Origin of the sequence: Pararhizobium sp. (assembly GCF_965279435.1) — a bacterium.
GTDB lineage: Bacteria > Pseudomonadota > Alphaproteobacteria > Rhizobiales > Rhizobiaceae > Pararhizobium.
The window spans coordinates 3723198-3737131 of sequence record NZ_CBDIHY010000003.1; the positions used below are offsets into that span (position 1 = coordinate 3723198).

A 13934-nucleotide genomic window follows, 5' to 3' on the forward strand; every position below is an offset into this window, starting at 1 on the left:
GGCGTTTTTTTCATCATTTTTGTCTCAGCCAGGATTCTGTTGCCATTACGGCACAGATTGATTACGGCCATTGATGAACCCCATAAGACTTGTTGATATGTCGTCCCATTCACTCCGCATCGCCCTCTACCAGCCCGATATTCCCGGCAATACCGGGACGATCCTTCGCCTTGCCGCGTGTCTTGGCCTTGCCGTCGATATCATTGAGCCCGCAGGCTTCGATCTGTCGGACAAGAACCTCAAGCGCGCAGGCATGGATTACATCGCCTCGGTCACGCTGACGCGTCACATCAACTGGGAGCTGTTCGAGGAGGTCCGGCTTGCTGAGGGCCGCCGGTTGGTGCTGGCCTCCACGAAGGCCGCCGAGCCCTACACACGCTTTTCCTTCCGGCCGAACGACACTCTGCTGTTCGGCCGCGAAAGCGCCGGTGTGCCGGATCACGTCCATGACAAGGCGGACGGGCGCATCATCGTGCCGATGGTCGAGGGACAACGGTCGCTGAACGTTGCCATGTCGGTGGCAATGATCGCCGGCGAGGCGATCCGGCAGGTCAACGGCTGAAACCTGCCGGCCTGCTTCATGCCGCAACCCCGCCATAGGCGTTTTCGGCCCGGGCAGTCTTCAGCGCCCTCGCCCACCATTTCAACCGCCGCAGCATCACCATCAATCCGGCCTTGGCCTCTACCGCCTTGAACGGATTACCGGCCGCATCGAACTGCGCCCAGACATTGGAAAAACTGACCGTGTCGCGGATCGTCACGGTGTGCAGCTCGGCAAAGACCTGGCGCAACTGCTCAACGGCCCGCAGTCCACCCGAGACACCGCCATAGCAGATGAAGCCAACCGGCTTTGCGTGCCACGGCTCATAGCAACTGTCGATCAGCTCCTTGAGCGGAGCCGGATAGCCGTGATTGTATTCCGGCGTGACGACGATAAAGGCATCGGCCTCGGCAATCCTTTCCTCAAGCGCTTCGGCGTTCAACGCCGCATCCCCGGCCGCCCCCTTGAACTCGAGGGGATCGATGAGAATGACGCGGAAACCGCTTTCGGCCCATAATTCCGTCAAAACCCAGTTGACGACCGTGTCGCAGAAGCGCCCTTGCCGTGCACTGCCATAGACGACGGCGATGGTCATTTTCTCATTCATATCTGCGAAAGCTCCGTTGTAGATGCGATAGAGCCTATGGTATAGAACCTCAACTATAGTTGAGGTCAATAGATATGCCGGAAGAAAATCGAACCGATCTGCCACGCCGCGAACTGACCGTCGGAGAGGTCGCCACGCGCAGTGGCGTCGCGGTCTCGACGCTGCATTTCTACGAGACAAAAGGCCTGATCAAGAGCATGCGCAGCCGGGGCAATCAGCGCCGTTATCCCCGCAGCGTTTTGCGCCGCATCGCCGTCATCAAGATTGCCCAGCGCACCGGAATTCCGCTCGCAGATATTCAAAGGGAGCTTTCCGCCCTGCCAAACGACCGGCAATTGCTGGCGAGCGACTGGGCGCATCTGTCGGAACACTGGAAGGCCGATCTGAACGAGCGTATCGCAAAGCTCACCGCTTTGCGCGACCAGCTGACGTCCTGCATCGGCTGCGGCTGCCTTTCGATGCGCGATTGTCCGTTGCGCAATCCCTACGACACGCTGTCTGAGAAAGGCGCCGGCGCCTATCTCATCGAGCATGCCGGTGAGGAACAGGAGTAAGCGTTCGGCTGTAACAAAGGATCAGCAGATTGAGACCTCAATCGGCGCTGGGCAGGCGCCGCATGGTGAATTCGATCTGGTCGCCGTCGAGTTGGCGCCAGCTCTCCACTTCGGTCCAGTAGGCGGCTTTCGGCCAGGCATCGAACCATTCCTGCGCCTTCTGGCGCGCATCGGTGCGATCGAGCCGGAATGTTTCGCGCACGAACAGCCCGTCATTGCGTTGCGGGTTGCCGCTGCGGTGCCGGGCGATCTGACGTTTCAAGCCGTCGAGCGGCGGTCCTGCCGGAAGTCGTGCCATGAGCTCACCTTTCGCCAGTCGAGCCTCTTATAGTGAAGATAGGGAGATATTCCTGCTTTTGCGAGTCGGAATCTCCGCATAGACATCTGCGGCAGACTGACCTGTTGATGCCTGCGCCGTTGCAGCCGTGGCAAAAATATGAACTGTCGGCCAATATGCGAATCGGCGCGCTTTTTGCCGCTTGAGGCCCCGCCAAACAGGATTACTTTTCATGGAACGACCCAACCTGCCACAGGGACTGCCCGCGGATATCGAAGACAAGAAGGCCAGAGCAACAGCCTGGTTCCAATCCTTGCGCGATACCATCTGCGCCGCGTTTGAAACCATCGAGAACGAACTGGCAGGCCCATTGTCCGACCGCGAGCCAGGGCGTTTCGTCGGCAAGGACTGGTTGCGCGACAAGGGAGCTGGCGGTGGCGGGCGCATGTCGATGATGGAAGGCCGCGTCTTTGAAAAGGTCGGCGTCCACACATCGACAGTCTACGGCGAGTTCTCGCCGGAATTCCGCAGCCAGATTCCTGGCGCCGAAGAAGATCCCACCTTCTGGGCCTCCGGCATCTCGCTGATCGCCCATCCGGTCAATCCGAACGTTCCAGCTGTTCATATGAACACGCGCATGGTTGTCACCACCAGCAACTGGTTTGGCGGTGGTGCAGACCTCACACCTGTTCTCGACAGCCGCCGGACGCCGACCGACCCGGATACGCTGCTGTTTCACAAGGGCATGGAGATCGCCTGCAAACGGCACCCGGTTGCCGACCACGGCCGCTTCAAGCAATGGTGCGACGAGTATTTCTTCCTAAAACATCGCAACGAACCGCGGGGCACCGGCGGTATCTTTTACGACTGGCTGCACTCTGGCGAGGAGAAGGGCGGCTGGGAGGCCGACTTCGCGTTCACCCAGGACGTCGGCAAAGCGTTCAGCCTGATCTATCCGAAGATCGTGCGCGCCAATTTCAACAAGCCCTGGAGTGAGGAAGACCGCGACGAGCAACTGGTCCGCCGCGGCCGCTATGTCGAATTCAATTTGCTCTACGATCGCGGCACGATTTTTGGATTGAAAACCGGCGGAAATGTCGATTCAATTCTGTCATCCTTGCCACCGGTGGTCCGCTGGCCCTGAAACCAATTTCCCGAACGAAAAAATCCGGCCGCGTAAACGGCCGGATTTTTGTTGTCTGCAGTCTGCGTATCAATCGCAGATCTGGATGCGGCGGATATGCAGGTTGCCCCACCGGTCCCAGCGCTTCACCTTCTTGATGTAGCAGGATGGCTCGTAATAACCACCGCCGTAGTAGCCGCCACCATAGTAGCCAGTGTTGTAGAAACCGATGGAAAACCCGCCGTGGTGACCATATCCGTGATGGCCATGTCCGCCGGCCTGAGACGGTGCGGCAAACGAGACGGCGGCAATGACTGCGACGGCGGCGGATATGATGAACTTGCGCATGATGTTGTCTCCTCTGTTGGTTCCTGATGAGTTCGTCTCATCCAGTGACCCAACAATCTCACACGCCGCTTATCCGCGCTGTTTCGAATGGAACAGGCCTGAACAAAAACAGGCGCGCCGCGTTATCGGCGGATAACCGGATTGGAGAACTGAGCCATGGTTTTCAAAGAGCGCACATTTTACGGCAAAACCCCGGAAGAGCTTTTCGAGGGAGATCAGGCCGACCTGGAAACGCGGGTCGCCAACTGCCTGGCCACGGTAGACGGGCTCGATGCCTCGGATGTTTCCGTGGTCTCAAAGGGAAATACGATTGTGCTCAGCGGCACGGTCGCAACCATTGAAGAGGCCGAGCGGGCGGAAGAAGCCGCAAACACCGTCGAAGGTGTTGCGGAAATCGTCAACCGGATCGCGGTTTCCTGATCAGATCGCTTTGAGCGTCCAACTGACAATCTCGCCTGCAACCTGTGCAAACGCGCCATCAAGGCCTGCAACGAAAGCCGGCGCCCCGCTGCCACGGACCGGAACGGTTGCGCGAAAAGCCTTCTGCGCACCGACGGTGCCGTTGCGGTCGTTGAGTATCTTGGCGAAAATCTCGACGATGGCGGTATCGGCACCTTCGGTCGATATTTCGAACGACCGGATTTCGGTGATGACCTGATAGTCGATGGCCAGCCCCTCGCCCGGCTTGCCGACGCCACCGATCTTGCCGGTGTTCTCGAATGCTTGCACAAGCTTTGCCTGCACCATCTTCGGCAGGCGGTCACTCCACTGCGATTTGGCGAGATACTGGATTTCCGAACCCGACAACCGGATCACCACCTGATCGCTGTCGAGCGCTTTCAGCGCGGTCGGCTCGGGAACGAGTATCTGTTTCTTGGTCGAAGAAGGGCCTTCGATGGCGGGCGAAGCAGACAGGCTGTAGGTGTCATTGTTTGCCTTGCCGGCGCAGGCGGAAAGCACGGCGACCAAGAGAAATGCAGAACAGGCCCGGATCAAACCTGCCTTTCGACCAAACGACACACCGGAAAAATTCATTTCAAACACTATCCTTCGCCAATCAGCAGCAACGTAGAGGCTGATCCGGTCAAAACAAGTCAAAAAAGCCGCCAATCCGGCGAAGACAAGTTAAAAATCCGTCAAGGCTTGCAGCCTTGCCACGCTCACGTCACGCCTCGGAAGGCAATACCCGATTCGACGGCAGCAGCTGCGGTAATTCCCGCTTAGACTCACCGGCGCGCAGCTTCGGCTCAACGGCGCGTGCGTCCATCATACTGCTTCACCGTTTCGCCACCGAACAGCAGCCGCTGCGGATCCTTGTCGAAGGTCGAAATCGTCGTGTCGAGCGTGTTGACCGTCCGGCGCGTATCGCTGACCAGAGCCTCGATATCGCGCAAGCCAGAGCCTGAGAAACGCTTGAGGTTATCAGCGATCGGGCCGATCTGGGCATTCAGGTTATCGGCCACCTTGCGGAAGGATTCCATTGTCGCCCGGGCATCCGCCGACAGCGACGGTGCATCGGCATCACCAAGGAAACCGTCAAGTTTGACCAGAATGCCATCGACGCGGCTGGAAGCAGCGTTCAGTTTGTTGGCCATCTGGGTGACATCGGTGATCGTCTGGTCGATATCGTTCTGCCGGCCTTTGATCCGCTCGGCAAAATCCGCAACCGAAGCCACCGCCTTGCGAGCATCGGCGCTGGCAGCCGAGACGTCGTTGACGACGCCTGACACCTTCTGCGGGTCGATGGAGGCGATCAGCGTATCGACGCGATCCAGCGATGCCGTAGCCCTTTCGCCAAACCGTTCATAGGTCTCGGCCGTCTTCTTGAACGAGGCGATGGTGTCGGCGACGCCCGTGGATGCGGCACTCAGGTCGTTGCTCATCTTCTCGACATTGCTGACAATGTGATCGATCTTCCTCGGGTCGACCGATTTCACCAGAGTGTCTGCTGCAGACAGGGTCGAATCAAGCTTGCTGGCTGCGGCCGTGATCGAGGTCGACAGCGCACTGACACTCTTTAGGAACTGATCGATGCCTTCGGAATTGTCAGCCAGCGACCGGGTGAAACGGTCGGCATTGGAAATCGTATCGGTCAAGGGTCCGCGCACATCCTTGACGAAGCCCTGAATATCGCCAATCGCTGTGTTTGCCCGGTCGAGGATTTTGTCGGCGGTTGCCAGCAGGCTGGTGACGCTGGACTGGTCGGCGGTCAGCTGCGCGGATGTGCCGGTATCGAGCGCCTTGCGCAGGATGTTTTCTTCACCCTTGTTGCCGCCGCTGAGTTCGATATAGGCAGCTCCGGTCAGCCCCTGGATTTCCAGTGTCGCCGTCGTCGATTTCAGCACCGGCGCATCGGCGGACACCTCAGTCACCGCAACAGAATAGCGCGGATCGTTGGAATTGATGGCGAGGTTGCGAACCGAGCCGACGGGAATACCGTTGAAGCGCACCGGCGATCCGACACTCAGGCCGTTGGCCGATCCGGGAATGCTGATGACCAGCTCCGCCATTTCGCCGCTTCGGCCGTATTGGGACATCCAGTAGACAAAGCCGAAAGCCGCGAAGATGATCGCGACGGTGAAAAATCCGACGATGGCGTAGTTGGCTTTTGTTTCCATTGCTACCGGTACCCTTGGGGGACGCCGCCAATGCGGCTCCTTGCTTCAAATAAATAAGTCGGCTTCAATTAGTCAGTCGGCTTCAAACAATCACGCCTGCTACGTCTCAATCATGCAGCGCTGTCAGGAGGCCCTCTCGTCATCCTCGCGCACGATGGAACGCGCGCGCTTGCCCTGGAAGTAGGACGTCACCCACTCGTCGTCACAGGCCAGCATGTCCTCGATCGTGCCTTCGACGAGAACCTTTTTCTTGCCGAGCACTGCAATCCGGTCGCAGACCGAAAACAGGCTGTCGAGGTCGTGAGTCACCATATACACGGTCAATCCCAGGGTGTCGCGCAGTTTGGCGATCAGGTTATCGAACTCAGCCGCCCCGATCGGATCCAGCCCGGAGGTCGGCTCGTCGAGGAAGACAAGGTCCGGATCGAGCGCCAGCGCGCGCGCCAGCGCAGCACGCTTGATCATGCCGCCGGACAGTTCGGACGGGAACTTGTCGGCCGCTTCCGGCGCCAGCCCCACCATGTCGATCTTCAGCCGTGCCAGTTCATCCATCAGCTCCTGCGGCAGGTTGAGATATTCCCGCATCGGCACCTGGATGTTTTCCTTGACCGTCAACGCCGAAAACAGCGCGCCATGCTGGAAGAGAACGCCAAGACGCATATCGAGTTCCATGCGCTCCTCTTCGCTCACCGCATCGTATTCGACACCGAGAATCTCGATGGAGCCCGACCGGCGCGGCAAAAGGCGCAGGACCGTACGCATCAGCACCGACTTTCCGGTGCCGGATGCTCCGACGAAACCGAGAATTTCACCGCGGTAAATATCGAGGTTGAGCTTGTCGAGAACAATGTTGGAGCCGAAACCGACAGTCAGATCCTTCACCGACAGGATAACTTCCCTGCCGTCTTCGCCGGCCTCCGTGGCCGTGTCGGCTGTCATGTCTTCCCTCGGATCCACCGGCAAAACCTCTTCCATCAGAAATTGATCGCCGCGTAGAAGATCGCAAACAGGCCGTCGACCAGAATGACCACGAAGATCGACTTCACCACCGATTGGGTCACGTGCTTGCCGAGCGATTCGGCACTGCCGCCGACTTTCAAGCCTTCGACGGCGGCAACGACACCGATGATCAGCGCCATGAATGGCGCCTTGATCATACCGGCAAGCACGGAGGAGAAATCCACCGCCTCCTGCAGCCGTGCCAGGAACGTGGCAAAGGTGATGCCGGAATAGCTCCAGGTGACGACCGCAGCCCCTGTCAGAGCGGCAAAATTGGCGATGATCGTCAAAAGCGGCAGCGCGATGGTCAGCGCGACGAGCCTTGGAAACACCAGAACGCCGATGGGGCTGAGCCCCATCACCTTCAGCGCGTCAATTTCCTCGCGCATCTTCATCGAGCCGATCTCGGCCGTGATCGCGCTGCCGGAACGGCCGGCGATCATGATCGCGGTCAGCAGCACACCGATTTCGCGCAGCTGCAGAATGCCGACCAGATCGACGACGAAAAGCTCGGCGCCGAAATACCGCAGCTGGAACGCACCCTGCTGGGCAATGATCGCGCCGATGAGGAACGACATCAAAAGGATGATCGGCACTGCCTGAACGCCCATGCGGTCGATCTGGCTGACGATTGCCGCCGGCGACAGGCCGCTCTGGCGGCCAAGTTTCAGCTGGGCGCCGCGCACGGCCGATCCCAGAATAAACATCGCCGCAACGGTGTCTTCCCAAGCGGAGACCACCGAATTGCCGATAGGGGTAAAAATGCGAACGAAAAGCGAGCCGGGTTTCTTGTCTTCAGAGGCTGGCTCCGGCAGTTTCTCCGGCAGCGCATTCATGAGTTCGAGATAACGCGGCTTGTCGCTTCTCAGCGTCACGTCGCCGATCTGCGTCATGAAGCGGCGAATAACCCAGGCACCCGCCGTATCCATGGCGGTGACATCGCTCAGATCGACTTCTGCGGGTTCGCCGCCCTTGGCAGCGAACGCATCCAGCTTCGGTGTTGCCAGGTGAATGGATACGCTGCGCCAATCGCCACTGAGACGATAAGCCCGGGTGCTGCCATCGTCAGCTTCTGCAAGCTGCACGTCGGTGTCGGTTTTCACTTGGGAACGCGTCACGTCTGTTGGGTCTTCCGGAGATGGCTGCATTTGATAAAACGTCAGCGACTCATAGCCGCTTGAGCCCGGTCTGTCACCGATTGAAACGTTTCCGTGCCAATCGGTTGCCCGCTGGGATATGGAAGACACAGGAGATAGCCATGACCCGCCAGATGAAAACCGCCGTCGAACACTTCCCGATCGCCGGAAGCTTCACGATTTCGCGCGGTAGCAAGACCACGGCCTCCGTGGTCACCTGCCATGTTTCGGACGGTGTTTTTGCCGGCATCGGCGAATGTGTGCCCTATGCGCGCTACGGCGAAACCATCGACAGCGTGCTGGCCGAAATCGAAACCATCGGGCCACGGATCGAAGCGGGCATTGATCGCGAGGAACTCCGGCAAGTGATGAACGCCGGTGCCGCACGCAATGCCGTCGATTGCGCGCTCTGGGATCTTGATGCCAAGAAAGCCGGCGTGCGCGCGTTTACGCTGGCTGGACTTGCCGAACCCGCGCCGCTCACCACTGCCTACACGATTTCGCTTGGTGAACCGGAAGCCATGGCGGCCCAGACGGCGCAGTATGCTCATCGGGCGCTTTTGAAGATCAAGGTCGGAACCGCCGACGACGCCTCGCGCATTCGCGCCGTGCGGGCAGCAGCCCCTAACAGCGCCATCATTCTGGACGCCAATGAAGGGTGGACGGAGGCCAATCTCGCCTATCATTTTGATGTCTGCCTCGAATCAGGCGTGGCCCTGATCGAGCAACCCCTGCCCGCCGGGCAGGACGCCCTGCTCGCATCCGTTCACCGCCCGGTACCGGTCTGCGCCGATGAAAGTGTCCACAAGACTGAAGACCTGTCGAAGCTTGCGGGGCTCTACGATGCCGTCAATATCAAGCTCGACAAGACCGGTGGCCTCACAGAGGCCTTGCGCATGCGCGATGCGGCACGGGCGCTGAACCTCAAGATCATGGTTGGCTGCATGGTCGGCACGTCGCTCGGCATGGCACCGGCCGTGCTTTTGGCGCAGGGCGCAGATTTCGTCGATCTCGATGGACCGCTGCTTTTGGCCCGCGACCGCGAGCCCGGCCTGCGCTACGCCGATTCGCTGGTCTTTCCGCCCCTTCCGGCCCTCTGGGGCTGAAGATACCAGGCGGCAAAGGCGGAACAGCAACCGACGAAGGCAACAACCGACATCGAGTAAAAGCCCTGGACGCCGAACCAAGTGTAAAAATAGCCCGATGTGAAGGTGAAGATCGCCGAGAAGACGCCGGTATAGAAGAAATACAGCCCCTGCGCCGAGGACTCCTGTTCTTCAGGAACCCGTTGAACCAGAATGTTCTGCATGCCCGTATGCATGATCGCATAGGTGAACGCATGGAAACATTGCAGCGCGAAATAGCCTCCGAAGCCGAGATCCATCGGAAAAATGATCCAGCGCACGACGGCAAGCACGCAGCCTGAAAAGATCATCGTCCACAGGCTGAACCGCCGGATTATCATCTTGGCGCAGAAGAACATGAGAACTTCAGCTGCGACCCCGGCGCTCCACAAAAGGCCGATCTCGGTGCCGGTAAAACCGATATGCTGCCAGTAGATCGCCGAGAAGGCGAACAGCATCGCATGGCTGCCGTTGACCAATGTCACACCGATCAACAGCAACTGCAGATCCAGTTTGCGCAGCGCCTTCGGCGGCGGTTCCGTCAGCGTCGTCAGTGTCGACGGCCGGCGCGGTTTTCCAACGCGTGGGGCGATGAAGGTCAGGAGAATCATCAGGATGAAACCGCCAGCCATTGCAGGCAGCACCATCGAGCCGCCATACCAGCCGACCATGACGCCGCCCAGCATCGTTGCCCCGATGAAGGCGACGGAGCCCCAGACGCGCATGGTCGCATAATCGTAACCCCAACGCCGCACGCCGGTCAGCGCGATCGCCTCAACAATCGGCACATAGGGCGCATAGACGCCGCCCTGGATGGCATAGATGATCAGTACGAACCAGAAACTATGCGATACGAACAGCGCCAGTGCCGTCAGCAACGACAGCACTGCCGACCAGATCAGCACCTCGGCACGCTCGCCGATCCTGTCCGCCAAAAGCCCGACCAGAGGCGCCGTGATGACGCGCACGAACATCGGCAAGGCAAGGATGATGCCGATTTCGAAATCACTCAGCGACAAGGTGCTCAGCCAGACCGGAAAATACGGCATGGCAAATCCATTGACGACGAGCGGCGCGCAGAAGAGCAAGGCGATACGCGGCACGAAATAGCGCGGCGCTTCCTCGCGAAAGGGAGACGGAGATGAGGGAATCATGGAAGGACCTGACAGTTGCATCCATGATTTATCACGACGCCAGAGAACAGCGCCAGCCGCTAGTTTTCCCTAAAGTCGCAGATACCTGCGGTTTTATGCCGCCTGTTGCGAAAGAACCCGTGCCATCATCATTTCCACCTCGGCCGTGTCTTCACGAACCGCAGGAACGTTGCTCAATTCCCGCCAGGTGATCAGCTCCATGGTTCCGTCATGGTGCTCGGCAATTGCCGTGCAGCTTTCCACCCAATCGCCGGTATTGATGTAACGGATGCCGCCAATGTCTTCCATGACCGCATGATGGATATGGCCGCAGATGACGCCATCGGCATTTTCGCGGCGCGCCTCGTCGGCAACCACCCGCTGGAATTCGCCGATGAAGTTGACCGCATGCTTGACCTGCTGCTTCGCCCAGGCCGAAAACGACCAGTAAGGCATGCCGAGACGGCGGCGAATAGCCGCAAGCCCTATATTGATGACGATCGCCATGTCGTAAGCCCAATCGCCGAGATAGGCGAGCAGGCGGGCATTGCGGACCACGACATCGAATTCATCGCCATGCAACACCAGATATTTGCGGCCATCGGCAGCCTCGTGCATGTGGCGCTGGGCAACCTCAATACCACCGAAATGCACGCCCGGGAAATCGCGCATGAATTCGTCGTGGTTGCCCGGAATATAGATGATGCGGCTGCCCTTGCGCGCCTTGCGCAACAGTTTCTGGACCACGTCGTTGCAAGCCTGCGGCCAGTACCAGCTGCGCTTCAACCGCCATCCGTCGATGATATCGCCGACGAGGATAATGGTCTCCGCCTCAGTGACACGCAGGAAGTCGAGCAGGTAGTCGGTCTTGGCGGCCTTTGATCCCAGATGAACGTCGGAAATGAACAGGGTCCTGAAACGCCGGGGTTCTTGCTCTTTCTCGGTCATCGTGCCTCGCAACGGTCTATCGTGCCTCTCTTATGAGCCTTCAAAAACAGACTCTTGTTTCAGGAGGATGACAGCCTGTGGAACCACCCGTAACGCCGGAGAAACACCTGTTCCTGAAAACCGGGGATAAACGCCCGTTTCGAAACTGTACGGGACCGCCTTTTCATGCAAAAAGAGCCGCGACGAATAGTAGGGAATAAGAATTATGAGCACCGGCGACAAGGCCAAGACCCCAGCGGTTCCTGCAAGCGGCGACCTCGATGAACAGGCATTGTTCTTCCATCGCTATCCACGCCCCGGAAAGCTCGAGATCCAGCCGACCAAGCCGCTCGGTAACCAGCGCGACCTGGCGCTCGCCTATTCCCCGGGCGTTGCCGCCCCCTGCCTTGCCATCCGCGACGATCCATCGACCGCCGCCGATTATACGGCGCGCGCCAATCTGGTCGCGGTCGTCTCGAACGGCACGGCGGTTCTTGGTCTTGGCAATATCGGCCCGCTTGCCTCCAAGCCGGTGATGGAAGGCAAAGCCGTCCTGTTCAAGAAATTCGCAGGCATCGACGTTTTCGATATCGAGATCGACGCACCCGAAATCGACCAGATGGTCAATGTCATCTCGGCCCTGGAGCCAACGTTCGGCGGTATCAACCTGGAAGACATCAAGGCGCCGGAATGTTTCGAGGTCGAACGCCAGTTGCGCGAGAAGATGGATATCCCGGTCTTCCATGACGACCAGCATGGAACCGCGATCATCGTTGCCGCCGCCATCCTCAACGGCCTCGAACTGGCCGGCAAGGATATTGCCAAGGCCAAGATCGTCACATCCGGTGCCGGTGCTGCGGCCCTCGCCTGCCTCAACCTCCTGGTGACGCTTGGCGCCCAGCGCGAAAATATCTGGGTGCACGACCTCGAAGGCCTCGTCTATACCGGCCGCGAAGTCCTGATGGACGAGTGGAAATCGATCTATGCGCAGGACAGCGCCAACCGCGTTCTGGCCGACAGCATCAGCGGTGCCGACGTCTTCCTCGGCCTTTCGGCCGCAGGCGTCTTGAAGCCCGAGCTTCTGGTGCAGATGGCGGAAAAGCCGCTGATCATGGCGCTCGCCAACCCCAATCCCGAAATCATGCCGGAAGTGGCGCGTGCAGCCCGCCCTGATGCGATGATCTGCACCGGCCGTTCGGACTTCCCCAACCAGGTCAACAACGTCCTGTGTTTCCCCTATATCTTCCGCGGCGCGCTCGATTGCGGGGCCCGCACGATCAACGAGGAAATGAAGATGGCCGCCGTGCGCGCCATCGCAGCGCTTGCTCGTGAAGAACCGTCTGACGTTGCCGCCCGCGCCTATTCCGGCGAAACGCCGGTGTTCGGCCCGGATTACCTGATCCCCTCGCCGTTCGATCAGCGCCTGATCCTGCGCATCGCTCCGGCCGTTGCCAAGGCAGCTGCGGACAGCGGCGTCGCCAACCGGCCAATTACCGATTTCGGCGCCTATCTCGATCAGCTCAACCGCTTCGTCTTCCGCTCGGGTTTCATCATGAAGCCGATCTTCGCCGCCGCCAAGAATGCCCAGAAGAACCGGGTGATCTTTTCCGAAGGCGAGGACGAGCGCGTCCTGCGCGCTGCCCAGGTGCTGCTCGAAGACGGCACGGCCCGCCCGATCCTGATCGGTCGTCCGCAGATCATCGAGGCCCGCCTGAAACGCTACGGCCTGCGCATTCGTCCGGACGTCGACTTCGAAGTGGTCAATCCGGAAGGCGATCCGCGCTTCCGTGACTATGTCGATGATTATTTTGCGCTGGTCGGCCGCTTGGGTGTCATTCCGGAAGCAGCCCGCACCATCGTCCGGACAAACCAGACCGTCATCGGCGCCCTGGCTCTCCGCCGCGGCGAAGCGGATGCGTTGATCTGCGGTGTTGAAGGACGTTATAGCGCCCATCTTCGCGCCGTATCCCAGATCATCGGCAAGCGCGAAGGCGTCCTGGACTTCTCGGCACTCAGCCTGCTGATCTCGCAGCGCGGCGCGACCTTCCTCACCGACACCTATGTGACCTTCGATCCGACGGCCGAGGAAATCGCCCAGAAGACCGTGATGGCCGCCCAGGAAATCCGCCGCTTCGGCATTACTCCGCGCGCCGCACTGGTGTCCCATTCGAACTTCGGCTCACGGGATTCGGAAAGCGCCTTCAAGATGCGCAAGGCCATGCAGATCGTCCGCGAACTTGCGCCCGATCTCGAAGCCGACGGGGAAATGCACGGCGATTCCGCCATTTCTGAAGCTCTACGCCGCCGCGTCATGCCCGACAGCACGTTGACTGGCGAAGCCAATCTGCTGGTCTTCCCCAATCTGGATGCCGCCAACATCACGCTCGGTGTCGTCAAGACGATGACCGATAGCCTGCATGTCGGACCGATCCTGCTTGGTACGGCCCTGCCCGCGCATATCCTGTCGCCATCGGTGACCTCGCGCGGCGTCGTCAACATGGCAGCGTTGGCCGTGGTGGAAGCCTCGTACCCTGCTTAGTAAAAACA

Annotated in this window: 15 protein-coding genes; 6 read left to right on the plus strand and 9 right to left on the minus strand. The window is 59.6% G+C overall.

What is annotated here, in order from left to right; all coding sequences use genetic code 11:
- The first annotated feature begins 97 nt into the window (after positions 1–97).
- Positions 98–562: a tRNA (cytidine(34)-2'-O)-methyltransferase gene (locus ACQY8Q_RS23880; protein WP_428428929.1), complete on the plus strand. Its 465-nt coding sequence runs from the start codon at positions 98–100 to the stop codon at positions 560–562.
- Between the two features lie 16 nt (positions 563–578).
- Here the strand turns inward: ACQY8Q_RS23880 and ACQY8Q_RS23885 are convergent, their stop codons facing one another.
- The gene (locus tag ACQY8Q_RS23885; RefSeq protein ID WP_428428930.1) at positions 579–1148 is read right to left on the minus strand and encodes an NADPH-dependent FMN reductase; all 570 of its coding nucleotides are present in this window, start codon (positions 1146–1148) and stop codon (positions 579–581) included.
- Positions 1149–1222: 74 nt separating this feature from the next.
- Here ACQY8Q_RS23885 and soxR point away from each other — a divergent pair, with 74 nt between their 5' ends.
- Entirely contained in the window at positions 1223–1702 is a 480-nt protein-coding gene (gene soxR, locus ACQY8Q_RS23890; protein WP_428428931.1) for a redox-sensitive transcriptional activator SoxR, read from the plus strand.
- A gap of 37 nt (positions 1703–1739) precedes the next feature.
- Here the strand turns inward: soxR and ACQY8Q_RS23895 are convergent, their stop codons facing one another.
- The gene (locus ACQY8Q_RS23895; RefSeq protein ID WP_428428932.1) at positions 1740–2000 is read right to left on the minus strand and encodes a hypothetical protein; all 261 of its coding nucleotides are present in this window, start codon (positions 1998–2000) and stop codon (positions 1740–1742) included.
- Positions 2001–2211: 211 nt separating this feature from the next.
- On the opposite strand from ACQY8Q_RS23895, the gene hemF reads away from it, so the two are divergent.
- Positions 2212–3123 carry an oxygen-dependent coproporphyrinogen oxidase gene (gene hemF / locus ACQY8Q_RS23900; protein ID WP_428428933.1) on the plus strand — a complete coding sequence of 304 codons (912 nt, stop codon included), beginning with the start codon at positions 2212–2214 and terminating at the stop codon, positions 3121–3123.
- 69 nt (positions 3124–3192) lie between these two features.
- Here hemF and ACQY8Q_RS23905 read toward each other — a convergent pair whose 3' ends face one another.
- Entirely contained in the window at positions 3193–3450 is a 258-nt protein-coding gene (locus ACQY8Q_RS23905; protein ID WP_428428934.1) for a hypothetical protein, read from the minus strand.
- Positions 3451–3606: 156 nt separating this feature from the next.
- Between ACQY8Q_RS23905 and ACQY8Q_RS23910 the strand changes: the two genes are divergently transcribed.
- Positions 3607–3870: a BON domain-containing protein gene (locus ACQY8Q_RS23910; RefSeq protein WP_428428935.1), complete on the plus strand. Its 264-nt coding sequence runs from the start codon at positions 3607–3609 to the stop codon at positions 3868–3870.
- On the opposite strand, the gene ACQY8Q_RS23915 is transcribed toward ACQY8Q_RS23910, so the two are convergent.
- From ACQY8Q_RS23915 to ACQY8Q_RS23930, 4 genes are all read right to left on the minus strand, one after another.
- Positions 3871–4485: an ABC-type transport auxiliary lipoprotein family protein gene (locus ACQY8Q_RS23915; protein WP_428428937.1), complete on the minus strand. Its 615-nt coding sequence runs from the start codon at positions 4483–4485 to the stop codon at positions 3871–3873.
- Positions 4486–4697: 212 nt separating this feature from the next.
- On the minus strand, positions 4698–6068 hold the full coding sequence (locus ACQY8Q_RS23920) for an MlaD family protein (protein ID WP_428428938.1): 1371 nt from the start codon (positions 6066–6068) through the stop codon (positions 4698–4700).
- Positions 6069–6191: 123 nt separating this feature from the next.
- The gene (locus ACQY8Q_RS23925) at positions 6192–7007 is read right to left on the minus strand and encodes an ABC transporter ATP-binding protein (RefSeq protein ID WP_428428939.1); all 816 of its coding nucleotides are present in this window, start codon (positions 7005–7007) and stop codon (positions 6192–6194) included.
- Between the two features lie 35 nt (positions 7008–7042).
- Positions 7043–8185 (minus strand): MlaE family ABC transporter permease, encoded by a 1143-nt coding sequence (locus ACQY8Q_RS23930; RefSeq protein ID WP_428428940.1) that lies wholly within the window; start codon positions 8183–8185, stop codon positions 7043–7045.
- A 140-nt stretch (positions 8186–8325) separates the two neighbouring features.
- On the opposite strand from ACQY8Q_RS23930, the gene dgcA reads away from it, so the two are divergent.
- A complete protein-coding gene (dgcA, locus tag ACQY8Q_RS23935) occupies positions 8326–9309 on the plus strand; it encodes an N-acetyl-D-Glu racemase DgcA (protein WP_428428941.1) in 984 nt (327 codons plus the stop codon).
- Here the strand turns inward: dgcA and ACQY8Q_RS23940 are convergent.
- Both ACQY8Q_RS23940 and ACQY8Q_RS23945 read right to left on the minus strand, forming a co-directional pair.
- On the minus strand, positions 9261–10481 hold the full coding sequence (locus ACQY8Q_RS23940) for an MFS transporter (protein ID WP_428428943.1): 1221 nt from the start codon (positions 10479–10481) through the stop codon (positions 9261–9263). The two genes, dgcA and ACQY8Q_RS23940, sit on opposite strands and share 49 nt — an antisense overlap.
- 93 nt (positions 10482–10574) lie before the next feature.
- Positions 10575–11408, minus strand: coding sequence for a UDP-2,3-diacylglucosamine diphosphatase (locus ACQY8Q_RS23945; RefSeq protein ID WP_428428944.1), 834 nt, complete (start codon positions 11406–11408; stop codon positions 10575–10577).
- Positions 11409–11613: 205 nt separating this feature from the next.
- Here ACQY8Q_RS23945 and ACQY8Q_RS23950 point away from each other — a divergent pair, with 205 nt between their 5' ends.
- Positions 11614–13926 carry an NADP-dependent malic enzyme gene (locus ACQY8Q_RS23950; RefSeq protein ID WP_428428945.1) on the plus strand — a complete coding sequence of 771 codons (2313 nt, stop codon included), beginning with the start codon at positions 11614–11616 and terminating at the stop codon, positions 13924–13926.
- The last annotated feature ends 8 nt before the right edge of the window (positions 13927–13934 follow it).

What these genes read in the sequence shown, in the direction of transcription:
- ACQY8Q_RS23880 (WP_428428929.1), top strand. Translation starts at nt 98, where the DNA reads ATGTCGTCCCATTCACTCCGCATCGCCCTCTACCAGCCCGATATTCCC.
- ACQY8Q_RS23885 (WP_428428930.1), bottom strand. Translation starts at nt 1,148, where the DNA reads ATGAATGAGAAAATGACCATCGCCGTCGTCTATGGCAGTGCACGGCAA.
- soxR (WP_428428931.1), top strand. Translation starts at nt 1,223, where the DNA reads ATGCCGGAAGAAAATCGAACCGATCTGCCACGCCGCGAACTGACCGTC.
- ACQY8Q_RS23895 (WP_428428932.1), bottom strand. Translation starts at nt 2,000, where the DNA reads ATGGCACGACTTCCGGCAGGACCGCCGCTCGACGGCTTGAAACGTCAG.
- hemF (WP_428428933.1), top strand. Translation starts at nt 2,212, where the DNA reads ATGGAACGACCCAACCTGCCACAGGGACTGCCCGCGGATATCGAAGAC.
- ACQY8Q_RS23905 (WP_428428934.1), bottom strand. Translation starts at nt 3,450, where the DNA reads ATGCGCAAGTTCATCATATCCGCCGCCGTCGCAGTCATTGCCGCCGTC.
- ACQY8Q_RS23910 (WP_428428935.1), top strand. Translation starts at nt 3,607, where the DNA reads ATGGTTTTCAAAGAGCGCACATTTTACGGCAAAACCCCGGAAGAGCTT.
- ACQY8Q_RS23915 (WP_428428937.1), bottom strand. Translation starts at nt 4,485, where the DNA reads ATGAATTTTTCCGGTGTGTCGTTTGGTCGAAAGGCAGGTTTGATCCGG.
- ACQY8Q_RS23920 (WP_428428938.1), bottom strand. Translation starts at nt 6,068, where the DNA reads ATGGAAACAAAAGCCAACTACGCCATCGTCGGATTTTTCACCGTCGCG.
- ACQY8Q_RS23925 (WP_428428939.1), bottom strand. Translation starts at nt 7,007, where the DNA reads ATGACAGCCGACACGGCCACGGAGGCCGGCGAAGACGGCAGGGAAGTT.
- dgcA (WP_428428941.1), top strand. Translation starts at nt 8,326, where the DNA reads ATGACCCGCCAGATGAAAACCGCCGTCGAACACTTCCCGATCGCCGGA.
- ACQY8Q_RS23940 (WP_428428943.1), bottom strand. Translation starts at nt 10,481, where the DNA reads ATGATTCCCTCATCTCCGTCTCCCTTTCGCGAGGAAGCGCCGCGCTAT.
- ACQY8Q_RS23945 (WP_428428944.1), bottom strand. Translation starts at nt 11,408, where the DNA reads ATGACCGAGAAAGAGCAAGAACCCCGGCGTTTCAGGACCCTGTTCATT.
- ACQY8Q_RS23950 (WP_428428945.1), top strand. Translation starts at nt 11,614, where the DNA reads ATGAGCACCGGCGACAAGGCCAAGACCCCAGCGGTTCCTGCAAGCGGC.